The sequence below is a fragment of the Metasolibacillus sp. FSL H7-0170 genome, from assembly GCF_038593115.1.
GTDB classification, from domain to species: Bacteria; Bacillota; Bacilli; order Bacillales_A; family Planococcaceae; genus Metasolibacillus; species Metasolibacillus fluoroglycofenilyticus.
In genome coordinates this window covers 3,829,449-3,846,430 of sequence record NZ_CP151964.1, presented here as the reverse complement: position 1 = coordinate 3,846,430, position 16,982 = coordinate 3,829,449, and the positions used below count along the sequence as shown (strand labels likewise).

Annotated in this window: 12 protein-coding genes; 3 read left to right on the top strand and 9 right to left on the bottom strand. The window is 36.6% G+C overall.

Translation table 11 applies throughout. The features are described from left to right. Positions 1-136: 136 nt before the first annotated feature. Positions 137-1,522 carry a dipeptidase PepV gene (gene pepV / locus MHH70_RS18055; protein ID WP_342472151.1) on the bottom strand — a complete coding sequence of 462 codons (1,386 nt, stop codon included), beginning with the start codon at positions 1,520-1,522 and terminating at the stop codon, positions 137-139. Between the two features lie 176 nt (positions 1,523-1,698). Between pepV and MHH70_RS18050 the strand changes: the two genes are divergently transcribed. Next, on the top strand, positions 1,699-2,460 hold the full coding sequence (locus tag MHH70_RS18050) for a formate/nitrite transporter family protein (RefSeq protein WP_066161859.1): 762 nt from the start codon (positions 1,699-1,701) through the stop codon (positions 2,458-2,460). Positions 2,461-2,788: 328 nt separating this feature from the next. Then, on the top strand, positions 2,789-3,010 hold the full coding sequence (locus MHH70_RS18045; protein WP_042474511.1) for a DeoR family transcriptional regulator: 222 nt from the start codon (positions 2,789-2,791) through the stop codon (positions 3,008-3,010). A gap of 80 nt (positions 3,011-3,090) precedes the next feature. Here MHH70_RS18045 and MHH70_RS18040 read toward each other — a convergent pair whose 3' ends face one another. The 3 genes from MHH70_RS18040 to MHH70_RS18030 form a co-directional block, all read right to left on the bottom strand. Next, entirely contained in the window at positions 3,091-4,578 is a 1,488-nt protein-coding gene (locus MHH70_RS18040) for a GGDEF domain-containing protein (RefSeq protein ID WP_342472150.1), read from the bottom strand. Positions 4,579-5,280: 702 nt separating this feature from the next. After that, complete coding sequence (locus MHH70_RS18035; protein ID WP_342472149.1) at positions 5,281-5,994, bottom strand: pseudouridine synthase; 714 nt, start codon at positions 5,992-5,994, stop codon at positions 5,281-5,283. Between the two features lie 70 nt (positions 5,995-6,064). Next, positions 6,065-7,678, bottom strand: a complete 1,614-nt coding sequence (locus MHH70_RS18030; RefSeq protein WP_342472148.1) for a polysaccharide biosynthesis protein — start codon at positions 7,676-7,678, stop codon at positions 6,065-6,067. A gap of 554 nt (positions 7,679-8,232) precedes the next feature. Between MHH70_RS18030 and MHH70_RS18025 the strand changes: the two genes are divergently transcribed. Then, positions 8,233-9,486, top strand: a complete 1,254-nt coding sequence (locus MHH70_RS18025) for an NAD(P)/FAD-dependent oxidoreductase (protein WP_342472147.1) — start codon at positions 8,233-8,235, stop codon at positions 9,484-9,486. Between the two features lie 407 nt (positions 9,487-9,893). On the opposite strand, the gene MHH70_RS18020 is transcribed toward MHH70_RS18025, so the two are convergent. From MHH70_RS18020 to MHH70_RS18000, 5 genes are all read right to left on the bottom strand, one after another. Continuing rightward, entirely contained in the window at positions 9,894-11,114 is a 1,221-nt protein-coding gene (locus MHH70_RS18020) for a hypothetical protein (protein ID WP_342472146.1), read from the bottom strand. After that, the gene (locus MHH70_RS18015) at positions 11,074-11,622 is read right to left on the bottom strand and encodes a sigma-70 family RNA polymerase sigma factor (RefSeq protein WP_082798889.1); all 549 of its coding nucleotides are present in this window, start codon (positions 11,620-11,622) and stop codon (positions 11,074-11,076) included. The genes MHH70_RS18020 and MHH70_RS18015 overlap by 41 nt, the downstream gene beginning before the upstream one ends. Before the next feature lie 119 nt (positions 11,623-11,741). After that, the gene (locus MHH70_RS18010; protein ID WP_342472145.1) at positions 11,742-12,173 is read right to left on the bottom strand and encodes an SRPBCC family protein; all 432 of its coding nucleotides are present in this window, start codon (positions 12,171-12,173) and stop codon (positions 11,742-11,744) included. Positions 12,174-12,220: 47 nt separating this feature from the next. After that, positions 12,221-14,383 (bottom strand): EAL domain-containing protein, encoded by a 2,163-nt coding sequence (locus tag MHH70_RS18005; RefSeq protein ID WP_342472144.1) that lies wholly within the window; start codon positions 14,381-14,383, stop codon positions 12,221-12,223. A gap of 217 nt (positions 14,384-14,600) precedes the next feature. Further along, positions 14,601-16,775 carry an EAL domain-containing protein gene (locus MHH70_RS18000; protein ID WP_342472143.1) on the bottom strand — a complete coding sequence of 725 codons (2,175 nt, stop codon included), beginning with the start codon at positions 16,773-16,775 and terminating at the stop codon, positions 14,601-14,603. Positions 16,776-16,982: the final 207 nt, after the last annotated feature.

The window sequence follows — 16,982 nt, the reverse complement described above, 5'->3', positions numbered from 1 at the left end:
TGCCAGCAAAAGATAAATGAATAAAACCTTATAATCAGTAAACATATACATTAACTAAAAACCCCATACTTGTATGCGACTATGTCGCTGTTAGCCTATTCTATGCGTTAAAGCTTCCACTAATTGAAATTTTACTTTATTCGCCTGCTAACTTTGCAATAGCCTCCGCGTAAATTGCTGCTGCAGTTACTAAATTTTCTATTTCAACAAACTCATCCTTTTGGTGCGCAACATCCGCTTCTCCAGGGAATAGCATACCGAAAGCTACCCCCTTCTTTAATACACGCGCATATGTGCCTCCGCCTGTTGATAAAACTTGCGAAAAGTCATTCGTATATTTTTGATATACAGCCACTAATGTTTGAACAAGCTCATCTGTTTCTGATACATAATGCGGCTTAGAATTGCTGACAATATCCATTGTAAAATCCGCTTTCTCAAGCACTTGTTGTGCTGCTGTCATCTTTTCCTCAAAGGAATAGGTTACGGCGTAACGCATGCTTACCTCAATCGTTCCACCATTTGCATCAAATTTCAACATGCCTGGATTTAATGTTGTTTCACCAGACATTTCATCATAATAGTTTAATTGCAATGCCGTACCATAGTGATCCTTGCCAAAAACATCGACAATAAACTGAGCAAAGGCTAAACCGTTACCAGCTAGCTCAGTAGTCAAAAATTTTGCTAGTAGTACAGCAGCATTTACGCCTTTTTCAGGCTCCATCGCATGGGCTGATTTTCCTTTTACTGTTATTATATATTCATTATGTTCATTTGTTAAAGAACCTTCTGCCCCATTTTCCTGTAAAAATTTTTGGAAATTTGCAGCAGTCTGCTGTGAAATTGTCGCTACTTTTGCCTCCGCAAAATCTGGTACCATATTTATTCTTTTTCCAGCAATAAATGATAATAATTGTTCATTGCTAGTTGGCTTATTTTTCAAAGAAAATACGAGATGTGCAATCCCTTTTTCAGCATTAATTAATGGGAAATCAGCATCTGGTGCAAAGCCAATTGTCGGCATCTCCTCTTTTTCAAAATACCGTTTTACACAGCGAAAGCCACTTTCCTCATCCGTGCCGATAATCATTCGCACCCTTTTTGATAGAGTGATACCGCTATCTTTTACCATTTTCATTGCAAGCCATGCAGCCATCGTTGGCCCTTTATCATCAATCGCCCCACGACCGTACAATTTGCCATCGACGACACGTCCTTCAAACGGAGGATATGTCCAGCCATCTCCTACAGGCACTACATCTACATGACATAAAATACCTAATAGCTCCTGCCCTTGGCCCATTTCGATATGGCCGGCCATTTGGTCTACATTTTTCACTGTCATACCTGCTGCCTCGCCCCTCTTTAACATAAAATCTAAAGCATCCAGAGGTCCTTTACCAAATGGCATTTCCTTTGACGCAGCTTCTTCATCTAATACGCTTTCAATTGAAATGAGCTGCTGTAATTCTGCAAGCAGCTCTTCTTGACGCTCACGCGCAATTTGTAACCAATTCATTTCTTCCACCTCTTTTTCTAATATCGTCTATTTTACGCTTTCTATGTGAAAAAACAATGAAAAATGCACTAGCTCACTATCCTTTTTCTTGCAATGAGGTAAAATAAAATGAAGCGAACAATCGATTTTTACAGCCTGTTAATAAGGATTAAAGAAAATTGTCATGGGGGAATCATATGCTACAAAAAATAATTTCAACAGCACTACATAGAAATGAATTATACAAATATCAGAAGCTTAGTTATCTCATCAACACGATGCTTGGCGGTATTTATATCGGCTTTGGTATGCTACTCCTTATGACATTAGGCGGGCAGATGACGGACTTACCCGTATTAAAGCTACTGCAAGGCGCAACATTCGGCATTGCATTGACAATGGTTATTATGGCAGGGGCTGACCTTTTTACAGGCAATGCCCTCATCATGCCAATCAGCTCTTTTCATAAATCAGTTAGCTGGTTGCACACATATAAATTGTTTTTTACGAGCTATATAGGCAACTTGATAGGCGCACTATTGTTAGCTATTACATTTGTCGCAACAGGATTAGTGAGTGGGGCATTAGCTGACTACGTCATTACAGCAAGTACAGGCAAAATAGCCCCTTCTTTTTTAGCGCTTTTTGCACGCGGTGTTTTATGTAATGTACTTGTTTGCCTTGCTGTTTGGGGTAGCTTTAAATTACAATCAGAAAGCGCCAAAATACTATTTACTTTTTGCTGCATTTTACCTTTTATAACGATGAGCTTTGAGCATAGCATTGCAAATATGACATTATTTGCTGTCGCATATTTTATGCCAGACAGTCCTTTTATAGCTAGTGATTTTATTTATAATCTTATTCCCGTAACGTTAGGCAATATAGCTGGCGGCATGTTTGTTGCATTTGTTTATTGGCACACAGCACTAAAGGGATTATCTGAAAAGTCCTTTTGAAACGGATTCCTTTGCGGTGAGTAACTACAGATACGGATGGCTTTAGCAAATATTTAATATAGAAGCTACGGCCGTCGGAAAAAATATTTGTGGACGGCTCCTTCACCTCATGTAAATAATAAGTAAATTTTTTATGAATTCATTCAAACTAATAGAAATTATGAAGCATATACGCTATAATCATATTATCAGAATATTTGTTCTGATAGATTACTTTTGAAAAGGGGTTGTCTGGGGCAGAAACCAAAAGCCTACGTGCACTCCGCACATATTGTCGTCCGCTAGTCTTTGCCATGAGAATTAAGATCGAAGGAGTGGTTCACTAATTATGAAACCAACTACTGATAGAATGCTTAATCGTATTAAAGACGTGTATATGTTTATTCTTACAAAAGGAGAAGTGTCTACACAGGATTTAGTCGAAGAGTTCAACATCACTCCTCGCACCATTCAAAGAGATTTGAATGTGTTAGCCTTCAACGACTTGGTTATGAGCCCAAGTCGAGGTAAATGGACAACGACGAAGAAAAAAGTAAAACTGACATCTTAGTTCTACCTATTTTTTAGGAGAGCGTAACAAAAAGAATGCCCTTTTCGTCGGGGGCATTCTTTTTCTGCATTATCCATATATTATGAAATGGCTGATAGTGAATAACGGTTTTTCCCATCATTTTTCGAGGCATAAAGTGCATCATCTGCTCTAGAATATAAATCTCTCTCTGTTTCTTGGATATTTGCTTGTAATGTTCCTCCAATGCTTAATGATAACACTTGCCAAGCTAAATCATTGCTTTCCTTTTTAAGACGAACTTCCTCTATCGCTTCATTTGCAATGTGCTCCATTTTTTCAAGCGTCGCATTTTTGATAACGATTGCAAATTCATCGCCGCCAAAACGCACAACAAACCCTTCTTTGTGGGCAAGACGTTCAAGTATTTTAGCAAGCTCGACTAAAATCATATCTCCCTTTAAATGACCGTATTGATCATTTACTTGCTTAAAATTATCTACATCAAATAATAACAGACCAATTTCCTGATGCTGCCTTCTTTTTAATAGTCTCTCAATTTTCTCCAAATAAGTCGACCGATTATACACACCTGTTAAAGGGTCGCGCTCAGCCAATCTTATTGTTTTCATCAAAATTAAATTAAGCACAACAAGCGTAATAAAAGAGGTGATAATCGCTATAACTAATGTGAAGTAGAATTGCTGCGTATTTTTTTTCAGCAAGGCCAACTCCGTCATATTATTATATTTCATAAAAGCAACTCGCTTCGTTGAATAGCCTTTATTTCGTAATGTATCATACGGTAAAAAACGGTAGGTCTCGACAATGCCACCATTATAATATTTTTCGTATTGTACAACAGAAGATGTTTCAATTGCACGTTGAAAAGCCTCTTGAAATTCCGGGTCACTCGAATTTACTGAATAAATTTCATCCTCATTCGCACTTAAGTGAAAGCCTGCTTTATTAAAAATTTTAATATCTAATAAATCATCATATTGCCCAATAATGATTTTAGCCTTATCAAAAAAATTAAAATTCCCGAATAAAGGTATCTTATTCATTGGCACACCTAACTCCAGTAAATACTTATGGTCAGGTGTAGCTAAATAGCTATACTTCCATACTTCCCCTAGCTTAGTAGAACCATCTAAGCCATCAGAGAAAAACTCCCCACTCATTCTTCTTTGTGTTAGAACCCTCGACAATTCTTGACAGCATTCATTAAAATTCATGCCTAAATCAATTGGGTACGTAGTATGGATTACCGTATTCGTCTCATCCAAAATAAAAATTTCCATCCCGTGTTCCTTTTTCATTCTTTCTAAATCCCATGTAGCAACATCTGGATTTTCATTATATAGATTGGCCATTTTGCGTAGCTCTTTTTCCACTTCATGTGTTAATTGATCCTCTAAATAATATTGTACCGTATCAATTGTTTGTAAATCATCTATAACCTGACTTTCAATCAACAACCAATTGCTTAATGTTTGTTCTTTTATATCATTTTGTATTAGCTTCCTGTTCGTAAATGTGACGACAGTTACTAAAATAATCGCAAATATGATAAGAGACAAAAAAAGCTTAAAATGCAAATTTTTCATGCTAAACACGTTCCCTCATTAAGATTTACTTCTTAAAATGGATAATCTATACTATGATTAAAATTTAACGTCTTCCAGCAATGTTTTCTGTGACGAGTAAGCGCAGGAGCACATGTTTTTTGTACTGAAAGCGTAACGACAGGTACAGAAGTCTCCCACCTCTATAGGCGGCGAAATGAATGCAAGTATAAGACCGATTTCAATGGGTGTCCAAACCACTCGCTGAATCATAGAAACTCAGTCCAAGAACATCGCCTCCTGCGGATGTCAGGGATTTTGAATTGTGCAAGTACAATTCAAAATCCCAACGCAATTACACCTCGGTGTAATTGAATATTGTATTGGGAATTTTACTTCTCGTTTATCAAAAGAAGGATGTGAAAACAGTCTATTATGAATAGCCTAAGCGTTAAAAATCCGCACGTTAATGAGCGATATTTATGTAATCAACAAGCACAAGTAGCTGTCTTCCTTTTTTGAAACTATTATAAGACATGAATAAAATATTATCAAAAGTAAAAATAAGGAATTGGAACTAAGTCATATTACCTATTTCAAGCGGTCACTTTTCCTATTTTATCATTTTGAATTTTAAAATCCAGTAAACATATGAGTAATTTCCTAGCCAAATAAAAAAAGTAACAATAAGAAATAAATATTTCCTATCATCATTTTACATTTTAAAAATTATTCCGAAAATTATTATTTATTTTCAATTAATAATGCTAGTTCTTCCTCTGTAATTTCTCGATATTCTCCTAATTTCAAGTTTTTATCTAACTGTAATGGGCCCATTGATAAACGTTTTAAATAAGTCACTTTTTTGTTAACCGCTTCAAACATTCGCTTTACTTGATGGAATTTCCCTTCCTGAATTGTTAGCTCGATTTCTGATTGTTCAGCCGATGTTAAAATCACTAGATGTCCCGGCATCGTCACATAACCATCCTCTAATTCAACTCCAGTGGCAAATGCCTTCACATCCTCCTCAGTTACTCGCCCATCAATTTTTGCATAATATGTTTTTGGCACATGCTTTTTTGGCGATAATAAATTATGAGCTAGCTGTCCATCATTTGTAATAAGCAATAAGCCTTCTGTATCTTTATCTAGCCGTCCAACCGGAAATGGTTTCAAATGCTGGGCAAAAGGGTCTAATAAATCAATAACTGTTTTATCATAATCATCTTCAGTAGCGGAAATAACTCCCGGAGGCTTGTTCATCATCAAATAAATAAATTCGATATACTGTACTCGCTCGCCGAAAACAGCGATATGCTGTGCCTCGGGGTCGACCTTCAAAGCGGCATCCTTTACAACGACAGCATCAACAGTTACAGCCTTTTGCTTCAATAATTGCTTTACTTCTTTTCGTGAGCCAAAGCCCATATTTGCTAATAATTTATCCAGACGCATAGTTTCTCCTTTATATATGTACGTATTGAAAAATGGCCCACCACCCTAATTATGATGATGGACCTAAAGATTAATTCATGCCTAATTTCTTCGCAATTTTCGTTACTCTTGCACCTAGTAGCTTTTGTGCTAAGCCTAAACGCAGTGCTAAATAGCCGTACACTATAGCGCCTGCTGCCGCACATAATAACACATAAAGCAATGCTAATAATTTACTATCGACTGGCGCAATCCATTGTAAAATAAAATACATAACAGAAACAACAATTGTCATAATAACTGTTAAAATACAAATTAATAATATGCGGCGCATTGCCACCTTTGCATTGTATTGCAATGTTTTATGAATAACGGCAATATTGATTGTGCAAGTTACCGCATAGCCAATCATCGTCGCTAAAATGGCTCCATCTACTTCCAGCCATTTAATCATCGGAATATTTAATATTAACTTCACTAAAATACCTGTTAACAAACTGAAAATAATCCACTTTTGATAGTTAATCCCTTGCAGCAATGACGCCGTAACGGAAAAGATAGCGAATAATATCGCGGCTGGTGCATAATGCATTAACACTAATGCCCCATTCTCACTCTGTTCATATAAAACATGGTATAGGGAAGGTGCTAAAATCATAATTCCTACTACAGCAGGGATTGTTACAAATAACAACACTTGATACATTTTATCCATCGTGCTACGCAATGTATGTAGCTGACCGAGCGTATAATATTTCGTAATCGTTGGAATTAAAGCCATCGATAAGCCCGTTGCTAGCATCACAGGAATAATAACAATTTTATGCGTCAATAGATTGAGCATTAAAAAGTATGTATCTGTTAGCTTAGCATCAACACCTTTAGCGAGCATCGCACCGTTAAAGGTTAGCATATCTACTAATTGAAAAAGTGGATTGGCTATCCCGACAAAAATAATTGGAATGGAATACGTAAATATTTCCTTATAAATTTCTGTATACGCTACTTGATGGCTAGTAATGGAATTAGCCTGTAACATTTGAAATTCTGGCTTGAGCTTTTTCCAGTAATGATACAGTATAACTAGACCCGCCAGTGCTCCAATAAATGCTGCAAACACAGCAAATTTAATCGCTGTTTCAGGCAGTCCATCAAACAAGACGATTACAACGAAAGAGCCACCTAGCAAGACAACAATACGTGCTATTTGCTCAATCAACTGCGAGACAGATGTTGGCATATAGTGCCCGTAGCCTTGAAAATAGCCGCGAATTAGGCTCATTAACGGCACAACAAGAAGTGCGTAGCTAACCCAACGAATAACAGAAGCAATTTGCTCCACAGTATATAACTGCTCCTCATCTTTAATAACGGCATTAGCAAGTGGTGTTGCAAGTAAATTTAATAAAATAAATGATAATAAGCCGGTGAGTAGCATCACAATCGTGCCCGATTTCATTAATCGTACACCCGTTTTGTAATCCCCTAGCGCATTATATTTAGCAACAAATTTAGAAACGGCTAGCGGTAAACCTGAAATCGCTATTGACAGCATAATCGTATACGGTATGTATGCATATTGATAAAGAGCCATATTCTCTTCTCCAACAATCGCATAAAATGGGAATAAGTATACGAGCCCTAAAAGCTTTGATAAAAATAACCCGATTGTTAAAATCGCGGTCCCCTTCATTAATGATGACATATTCTTCTTCCTATTCTTATATCAATTACGCCTCGGCGTAATTGCGTCGGGTTTTTGAATTGTGCTCGCACAATTCAAAAGCCCTGACATCCGCCAGAGGCTTAGGCCAACACGATGTTGGTCACTCAGTCTTTATCTTAGTATGCACTTGTTTTAGACTGAGTTCCTCTTTATCAGCTAGTGTTTGGACACTGGCTGAATAAAAGACAATTTAAGTATTCATCCGCACCACCTATAGAGGTAGGCGTTTTCTACTTAATCATGATAAATCTACTACTACGACGCAATTAGCCTATTTGTAAGTTTACATCTACAAGACCATTAACTCAATTAAATTGTGCAATTTGTGTATAATTAGATGAAGGTAGATAAAGTGAACCTTCAACCAGTGGGGATTTCCCTACATCCCAACTGGTTGGTAGTTTCACCATTCGAGTTTTTACAGGCTGTTTGATCCCCCACTTAAACATCTTGATTTTACCTACTGTTTTAAAGTGGGGGTCTTACAGCCTGTTAATACGGGATCAATTGTACGCGAAAGTGAGCTAACGAATATGTATGATGTTATTGTAATTGGCGGTGGGCCATCTGGGTTAATGGCAGCCATTGCGGCCGCAGAGCAGGAAAAAAAAGTTTTATTAATTGAAAAAGGGGGGAAGCTCGGCAAAAAATTAGCCATTTCTGGTGGTGGACGCTGCAACGTAACAAATCGCCTACCTGTTGAAGAAATTATTCGTCACATTCCTGGTAATGGTCGTTTTTTATATAGCCCATTTACTATTTATAATAATGAAGATATTATCGCATTTTTTGAAGGTCTAGGTGTAGCTTTGAAGGAGGAAGACCACGGGCGTATGTTCCCTGTCTCTGACCGCGCTCAAGATGTTGTTGACGCACTAGAAAAACAGCTAAAAAAGCTCAATGTTGAAGTTCGCCTTCATACAGCCGCCCAAAAACTGTTGCTAGATGAAGAACGCGTTTTCGGTGTACGCTTACAGGATAGCACTGAAATACGTGCCAATGCAGTAATTGTCGCAGTGGGAGGAAAGGCTGTACCACAAACAGGCTCCACAGGAGATGGCTATCCGTGGGCAGAGCGAGCAGGACATACCGTCACAGCACTCTACCCAACAGAGGTGCCTGTCTTATCTAAGGAACCTTTTATCGTGGCACGCGAGCTACAGGGGCTAGCACTACGCGATGTAGCAGTTTCTGTGTTAAATGCAAAGGGCAAGCCACTCGTAACCCATACGATGGACATGCTCTTCACCCATTTTGGCTTAAGTGGTCCTGCAATTTTACGCTGTAGTCAATTTATCGTCAAGGAGCGCCAAAAAAATGGTGGTGCAGCAGTTCAAGTACGTATTCAGTCACTTCCCTCATATAATGAAGAGGGTTGCTACCAAATGCTACAGCAAAAGATTAAAGACGAGCCAAAAAAAGCGGTCAAAAACTTATGGAAGCCACTTGTACCAGAACGCTGGCTATTATTTTTACTAGAACGCGCGGGAATTGATAGCACCCATACAGGTGTAGAGCTTTCTCAAGAAAAAATCCGTGCACTAGCTCATGAATTAACAGCCTTCACAATGGATGTGCATGGCACACAACCTCTGGAAAAAGCCTTCGTCACAGGTGGTGGTGTATCAATAAAAGAAATCGAGCCAAAAACAATGGCTTCGAAGAAAAGGCTTGGGCTTTATTTCTGCGGTGAAATTTTAGATATTCATGGCTACACAGGTGGCTACAATATTACTTCTGCCCTTGTGACAGGACGTATTGCGGGAATGAGCGCGGGCTCTAATTAATTTTTGTTTCGCAGAGGGCTATCCAATAAGCTGTGTAGTTGCACAGCTTTTCGACAATAGCGACGAAAAAGCTTACACTTCAAAATAGAAATTAGGAGAAGAATCGCGAAAGTCAGCGTTTCTCTCCTAAGTAAAAGACATAAGACAAAAATCTTTCTTTCAATGCGTTGCCGTAACAAAGTGCTCTTATCGGATAGACTTTAGCCGTCATCTCCTATCTCAATTATTTTTTTGTGGCTTCTATTTTTAGCGTTGTTAAAATAATACTAAAAATTACAAAGGGCGTGTCTGAAAAGCGATTTTGAGACACGCTCTTTGCGATGTTGTTTATTTGAGCGAATTTCAAGATTTAACAAGCTAATCGCTCCTTTTTGGAAAGCATAGCTTCCATATCAATTCTTTCAATTTTAAAACGGTTCTTCTCCTTTCAGCAAATTTCCTTGTTGATCGTAGTAATGAATCGCGAAATATCCATCATCACTTTGCATACTAACAGGTATAGAGAAATAATAAATACCTGCTTCATTTGTTAAAATATTCAAGGTTACAATTTCTTTTGTCATTACATTTTCAAACTCAATTCGCCCAATATTATGGTTGGCTGGTAATGCAAAAATATTGCCTGTAGAATCCCCTTCATATACTGCTGACGATAAGAATATTTGTAACACATCATCTCTTCCCCAAATTGTACGTTCTCGTAAATAACCTCGCCTCTCCTTTATATAAATAAAATTCGATAAAATATAAATATTATCTCCAGCATCAATTAAAATTGATAACTGTTCACCAAACCTTGCTGTATCAACAATTTTAGCCTCTGATACATCAACCCATTCCCCCATAAACTCCTTGTAGGAAGCGACGGACTGTTCAAATAATGCTTGTTCATTCATAGCATATTGTCCATTGGAAGGTTTCATAAAGCTAATGATTATTGCTAGCAAAATTGTCACTTGAATAATCGCAAAAAAATAATTCCGCTTTCTGCGCCAATTGCTATAAAGTAAATAAGCAAAAAAACTAAACAAAGCAAATTTGCCGATAATTCTCCAGAAATCCATATAAAATATTTCTATATTTGGCAATTGATTTTCCCCTAATTTTTGTATATTCCATGCTCCATAGGTTTTTTCAAGCTTATCTATTAAATCTGATGCTTGCGCTGTTAGCTGCTCAAATGTTGTGATTTCTGGAAATTCTACTTCCGTACTAGCATCGCCTACTATGAATGTCATATGCTGAAGTAACTCAGCTAATAAACGACCATTTTTCTCTTCGAGGATGGCTTGTTGTAATAACCAATCGCTTGCTGACAAATATTGTATCCGAGCCTGCGTGTCAAAATTACTTCCCACTACTGTTGTAAACTGTTGCCATCGCTCCATATAAGCCTGCTCAATAGATGCTATACTTTTACTACCAACCGTTTCCGTCATATGAGGCGAGCCTTTAACAAGGAATAGTAGCAAAAACACCACACAGCATGTTGTCAACACCGTCAGTGAAAACGGCCATAATGCCCTTTGCTTTCGCTGTGCTCTGCGAAGTGTCTCTAGTTTCTTTTGTTGTGAAAAAAATCCCACTTTATAAGCGTCCTTCATTGCCTTTTGAATTGGGTCTTTCATATAGCTCTCCCTCCTCTAACACTTGACCTAACATGTGCCGCGCCCTTCTTAATCTTGTTTTCACTGTATTAACAGGAATTTTTAAAACCTTACTGCTTTCATCCAATGAAAACTCTGCGAAATGAAATAGGACAATTACATCTTTATATTTTCTAGGCAAATTTTCTATCGCATGAACAAGCTGTTGTTGCTCATCTTTCTGCAGTACTTCTAGCTCCGGTGTCTGTGCTGTTTTCAACCATTTTTGAAATACTTCTGAAACAATGACTTTTTTATGTTTCCAGCTCATTAAATAATCGTGTGTAACATTAATTGCAATACGGTATAAATAAGTTTTGACTGTTGCCTCGTGACGATATTTTGAAAGTGAACGATAATATCGAATAAAGGTTTCCTGTGTTAAATCTTCGGCTGTTTGCCAATTGTGCACATATGTATAAATAAGTCGGACTAAATAATCTCCGTAGGCATCCATCGCTTGCTGCAATAGCTCGTCATGCTGCTTCACGCGCTCACCTCCAAATAGCAATTTTTAGTTAGACTGATGTAATAACTTAAAAGTTTCATTTTTTTAATATAAAAAATGCGAGAAAATAGATATTTCTCTACTTCATCGCATCTTCTAAATTATTGAATATGTCTTGCAATTTTTTCTGTTAAGTGCATCGTTACCTTCGGCAGCACCATTTTAATGACCGGTGTTAACACCGCACCTGATAAGCCACCTGCATTTACTTCAATAATGCCTGTCATTGTCGTGTGCTCTGCCGTACCTTCTGCAGTAAACTTGCCACTACCAGTAAAATTATCCGTTAAACCTTTTAGCTCAAACTTAATGCTAGAAGGCTCATTCCATTCGATAATGTTTAACTCCATTTTAACTGTCTTTTTAAGCCCTTTAAAACTGCCCTCGAATGTCCAAATTGATTTTCGTTCATCAATTTGCTCATGCTCCTTATACGCGGGAACCATCGTTGCCCAATGCTCAATTTTACTAACGTAATCCCATACTTTTTCAACGGCTACAGGAATCGTTACTGAATGTGATGCTACTGCCATTTGTTTCACTACTTTCTTTTGTCTCTTTATTGTCACTACCTATGTCATTATATAGTTTGTGACTTTATTTTTGCTAGTAATTGCTGTGCATTTTTTTCAATTTCTTCAAAACTATTTTCAAGTATAGTTGGACGTAAAGGCTTACTAACTAAAAAGCCTTGAATATAATCACATTTAGCTTGCTCTAAATAAGCTAATTGGCGCTCCGTTTCAATTCCTTCCGCTACAACATTTAGCTTCAAATGCTTGGCCATTGATAAAATTAGCAACACAATCGCATCCTCTTCCTCGTTTTTATCAATATTCCAAACAAAACTTCTATCAATTTTTAAGCAATCTATCGGAAAATCCTTCAAATAGGATAAAGATGAATAACCCGTTCCAAAATCATCCACTGCAATGGTAATCCCCTGCTCCTGCAACTCCTGAATAATTGCCATAATTGAGCTTGTATTGATGGTCATACTTTCTGTAATTTCTAATTGCAAATAGCTTGTATCTAGCTCGGTTTCCGCTAAAATTTCTTGCACACTTTCTACAAAATTGCCCTGCAATAGCTGACCTAATGATAAGTTAACTGCCACTTTAATGAAGCGATTTTGTAATTGCCATTCCCTCGCTTGTTTACACGCTTCCCTTAATACCCATTGGCCAATTGGTACAATTAGCCCGGATTCCTCGGCAAGTGGGATAAATTCTCCCGGCGAGATAAAGCCTCTCTTGCCATGATGCCATCTCACTAACGCTTCTACAGAATAAATTTTACCTGTTTGCAAATTAAATTGTGGCTGGTATTCAATATACAGCTCATTTCTTTGGATAGCTTGCCGTAAATCATGTTCCAATAAAATACGATTTGCGCGCTTCGCTGCCATTTCCTTCTCATAAAATAAAACATTGCTGCTGTCATTGCGCGCCTCATACATTGCAAACTGGGCATATTCCGAAAGCCCTTCTGCGCTATCGGCATCTTTTGGGTATTGTGCAATACCAACATTAAAATGGCTATTTAAAGAGAAATGCTGAATTTGAAATGGCTCCTCCATCATTTTTTGAAAATTCTGAATAATTCTATACAAATGCCAATCATCCAAATCCTCAAGATATATAGCAAAAAGTTCTTCTCTCAATAAATAGAGAGAATATTGCGATGCTAAAATTTGTACAATTTTTTGTGCGACTTTTTGTTTAAAAATATCCGCATAATTTGAGCCAAGTGTCGACCGAATCATTAATAATCGGTCTATTTCTAAAACAATTACTGTTTTCTCTCCTTTTCTCTCAATCAAAGCATGATTTAATCGTTCTTTAAAATAGCGCTCGTTCGGCAGCCCTGTTAACTCATCATAGTAAGCTAATTTATGAGCAATTCGCTCTGACTTCTCCAAGGAATCCTTTGCCTCCAAAATTTCTCGATAAGGCTTTTCTATACCTGAATAATAAATCGTTTGAACAATCATATAGTACGCTACAAGCTGGAATAAATGTCCTACAAAATTATTAATGCTAAATTTATCTGGAAACATGATAAATAAAGCATCACTAATTAATAGACAAATAGAAGCGAATATATAATATAAATTTTTCTTTTTTGTTCCTTTTTTCATTACAATAAAAATAAATGCTACTTGCAAAATCATTGCTAACCCATGTAAAGAGAGCTTTAAAGAGGTTGCACCTTGCGCATCGATTAGTAGTGGGAGTGGGGATGACGGCATATAAACAAGGATAATATAGCTGCTCAAAATGATTGTAGCAATGATAGTAGATGCCAGCATATAACGAGCATCCACCTGCCTTAGTTTTATAAAAAAGAAGAGCCCTAAGCCAATCGGCAAGCTAAATCTCGTAAACATGTAAAGCCAAATAGTCCGGGACATATCACTTTCATAAAAGAAGAAAGGCATGCCCGGATAGGAAATTGTATGTAAAACTTCAATAACAGTAATACTAGCAAAAATGCCGATTAAAAAAACAAGACGATTCGTTACACTGTAGCGCATGACCGTTATTACATGGATAATGATTGATATGGCAGCTGCAATAATTAACATCTCTAAAATAAGATGGACAACAACATAATTGTCCATGCCAAAAATACCATATAAATAATTATCAGCTAACAATGAAATACCTACAGTGAATATGATAATAATCATTAGACGAATGGGGTGTTCAATATATATAAATTTATCTACTTCTTTTCCCATAATCTCATTCCTTTGCAGTCATTTCCTTTAAATGGCTATCTAACTGTCATTTTAACATATTTCTACTTTTATTTTCCCTCTTATATTAAAAATAATCGTTATTTGTGAAACTTTATTATAACAAATAAATTAAATATTCTGTAAACTTTTAACTCAAAGTAAAAGAGCCGCCCCATATCGCCTTAGGCAGCTCCTTATTATATATTGGTTAAATCAGTTATTTTTCTAATAACTTCGCTTCATAATTCACTTTTTTTAATAATCGTTGTGCATTGCTTTCAATTTCTTTCAATCTATCCTCTAATACTTCTGCCGGTAATGGTCTACTAATTAGGAAACCTTGAATAATATCACAGGAGGTTTTGACTAAATAGGACAGCTGCTTCTCTGTTTCAATCCCTTCCGCTACAACCCCTAGCTTTAAATGCTTAGCCATTGATAAAATCATGAGTACCAATGCATCCTCGTCTGTACTGCGATCAATATTCCATATAAAGCTGCGATCTATTTTTAAGCAGTTTAGGGGGAAATCCTTTAAATAAGACAGTGACGAATAACCTGTACCAAAATCATCTACTGCGATAGTCACACCATACTCCTGCAATTTTTGAATAACCGCTGTAACAGACTCAATATTCATTGTCATGCTTTCTGTTATTTCTAACTGTAAATAATGAGCATCTAACTCGGTTTCAGCTAATATCCCTTGGATAAACTCCACTAAATTATCCTGCAATAATTGCCCTAATGATATATTTACAGCAACTTTTATATAATGCCCTTGAGACTGCCATTTTTTCGCTTGCATACAAGCCTCTTTCAATACCCACTGCCCAATTGGTATAATCAGCCCCGTCTCTTCTGCAATCGGTATGAAATCCGCTGGTGAAATAAGACCAAGTTTACTATGCCGCCATCTAACCAATGCTTCAACAGAATGAATTTTACCTGATGGTAAATGGAGTTGTGGCTGATATTCTAATATTAATTCGTTCCTTACAATCGCTTGACGTAAATCGTTTTCAAGCACTAATTTTGCTGAACGTTTTTCTGACATAGAGGATGCATAGAATAGGACGCTTTTCGCGCTATATCTTGCTTCATACATCGCAAACTCCGCATATTTAAACAAATCCTTACTATTAGTAGCGTCCTTTGGATATTGAGCAATTCCTGCATTAAAATGGCTCATTAATGAAAAATGTTGGATTGGAAACGGTCTTTGCATTATTTTTTGTAAGCTATCTACAACTTGTAAAATAGCCTCATCTCCTAAATCATCCAACAGCAAAATAGCAAAGCGGTCTTCCCTCAGCAAATAGATACTATATTTACTTGGGAGCGTGTGTCGTATTCGGTCAGCAACGCTGCATTTTAAGCTATCTGCATAGTGGGAGCCTAGCGTTGATTGAATGACTGATAAACGGTCTATTTCTAAAATAATAACTGTTTTAATCGCTTTAGTTTTATGAAAGCTATTTAATTTCTCCATGAAGAAGCGCTCATTTGGCAGCTGTGTTAATTCATCATAATAAGCCATCTTGTACATTGCCTGCTCCGATTCTTCCAAGGATTTTTTAGCGATTGAAATCTCCCGATAAGGCTTTTCAATAGCGGAATAATAAATAGCTTGGACAAACATATAAAAAGCAGATAAATGAAAAATATGTCCTAAAAAATTGCTAAAATGATAAACATCAGCAAAGAAAATAAACAAAATATCGCTCAAAATTAAACAAACTGATGCAAATAAATAATGTAAATATTTATCCCTTTTATAGCTTCGCAAAATAATGGAAATTAAAATAAGCTGCAAAAATGCCGCACTTGCCTGTAGCGTATTTTTTAATGCCGTTGGACCTTGCTCACTTACAAGTGGCGGCAAAATTTTTGTCGGTGTATAAACAATATAAATAGCGCTGCACACAACCGTTATCACTGCTGCACTAAATAATACCGCAAAGCTTGTTTTTACAATTTTAAGCTGTGTTGAAAATATAAAAATCAGTCCTGCAGGCAATAATATTCTTATAAAAATATATAGCCAAACAGCTCTATATCCATCACTTTCATACACTAAAAAGGGCATTCCTTCATAAGACAATGTATGCAAAATTTCCATGACCGTAATTGAACCGAAAAGTGAAATTAAATAAACAGCTCTGTTTGTTAAATTATAACGAGTGGTAGTCAATACTTGCATAACAATCGCAACAGTTGCTGCAACTATAAACATTTCTACAATAAGATGTACCATCACATAGTTTTGTTCACCGAAGAGAGCATATAATTGATTTTCCAATACTAATGCAATAACTAACGCTGTAATAATAATGACAAACAGCCTAGTTGGGTTTTTAATATAAGAAAACCTATCATCTATTTTCCTCATAAATTGCCCCCTCCTCTACAACAATTCTAACTATTTTAACTCTTGCAGTTATCTTATCATATCTAACATATATGCGTTACATTTTTCATAAAAAACCACTTTTTTTTATTTTCATTCAGTATAAGCTTGAAATTACCTCTTGCGTAAAGGTATTATGCATAATAAAAAAATAAGATTCAGTGGATGTTTGAACACCCACTGAATCTC

Bases quoted from the DNA above. Each gene is read 5' to 3' on its own strand.
- pepV (WP_342472151.1), bottom strand. From the start codon at position 1,522: ATGAATTGGTTACAAATTGCGCGTGAGCGTCAAGAAGAGCTGCTTGCA.
- MHH70_RS18050 (WP_066161859.1), top strand. From the start codon at position 1,699: ATGCTACAAAAAATAATTTCAACAGCACTACATAGAAATGAATTATAC.
- MHH70_RS18045 (WP_042474511.1), top strand. From the start codon at position 2,789: ATGAAACCAACTACTGATAGAATGCTTAATCGTATTAAAGACGTGTAT.
- MHH70_RS18040 (WP_342472150.1), bottom strand. From the start codon at position 4,578: ATGAAAAATTTGCATTTTAAGCTTTTTTTGTCTCTTATCATATTTGCG.
- MHH70_RS18035 (WP_342472149.1), bottom strand. From the start codon at position 5,994: ATGCGTCTGGATAAATTATTAGCAAATATGGGCTTTGGCTCACGAAAA.
- MHH70_RS18030 (WP_342472148.1), bottom strand. From the start codon at position 7,678: ATGTCATCATTAATGAAGGGGACCGCGATTTTAACAATCGGGTTATTT.
- MHH70_RS18025 (WP_342472147.1), top strand. From the start codon at position 8,233: ATGTATGATGTTATTGTAATTGGCGGTGGGCCATCTGGGTTAATGGCA.
- MHH70_RS18020 (WP_342472146.1), bottom strand. From the start codon at position 11,114: ATGAAAGACCCAATTCAAAAGGCAATGAAGGACGCTTATAAAGTGGGA.
- MHH70_RS18010 (WP_342472145.1), bottom strand. From the start codon at position 12,173: ATGGCAGTAGCATCACATTCAGTAACGATTCCTGTAGCCGTTGAAAAA.
- MHH70_RS18005 (WP_342472144.1), bottom strand. From the start codon at position 14,383: ATGGGAAAAGAAGTAGATAAATTTATATATATTGAACACCCCATTCGT.
- MHH70_RS18000 (WP_342472143.1), bottom strand. From the start codon at position 16,775: ATGAGGAAAATAGATGATAGGTTTTCTTATATTAAAAACCCAACTAGG.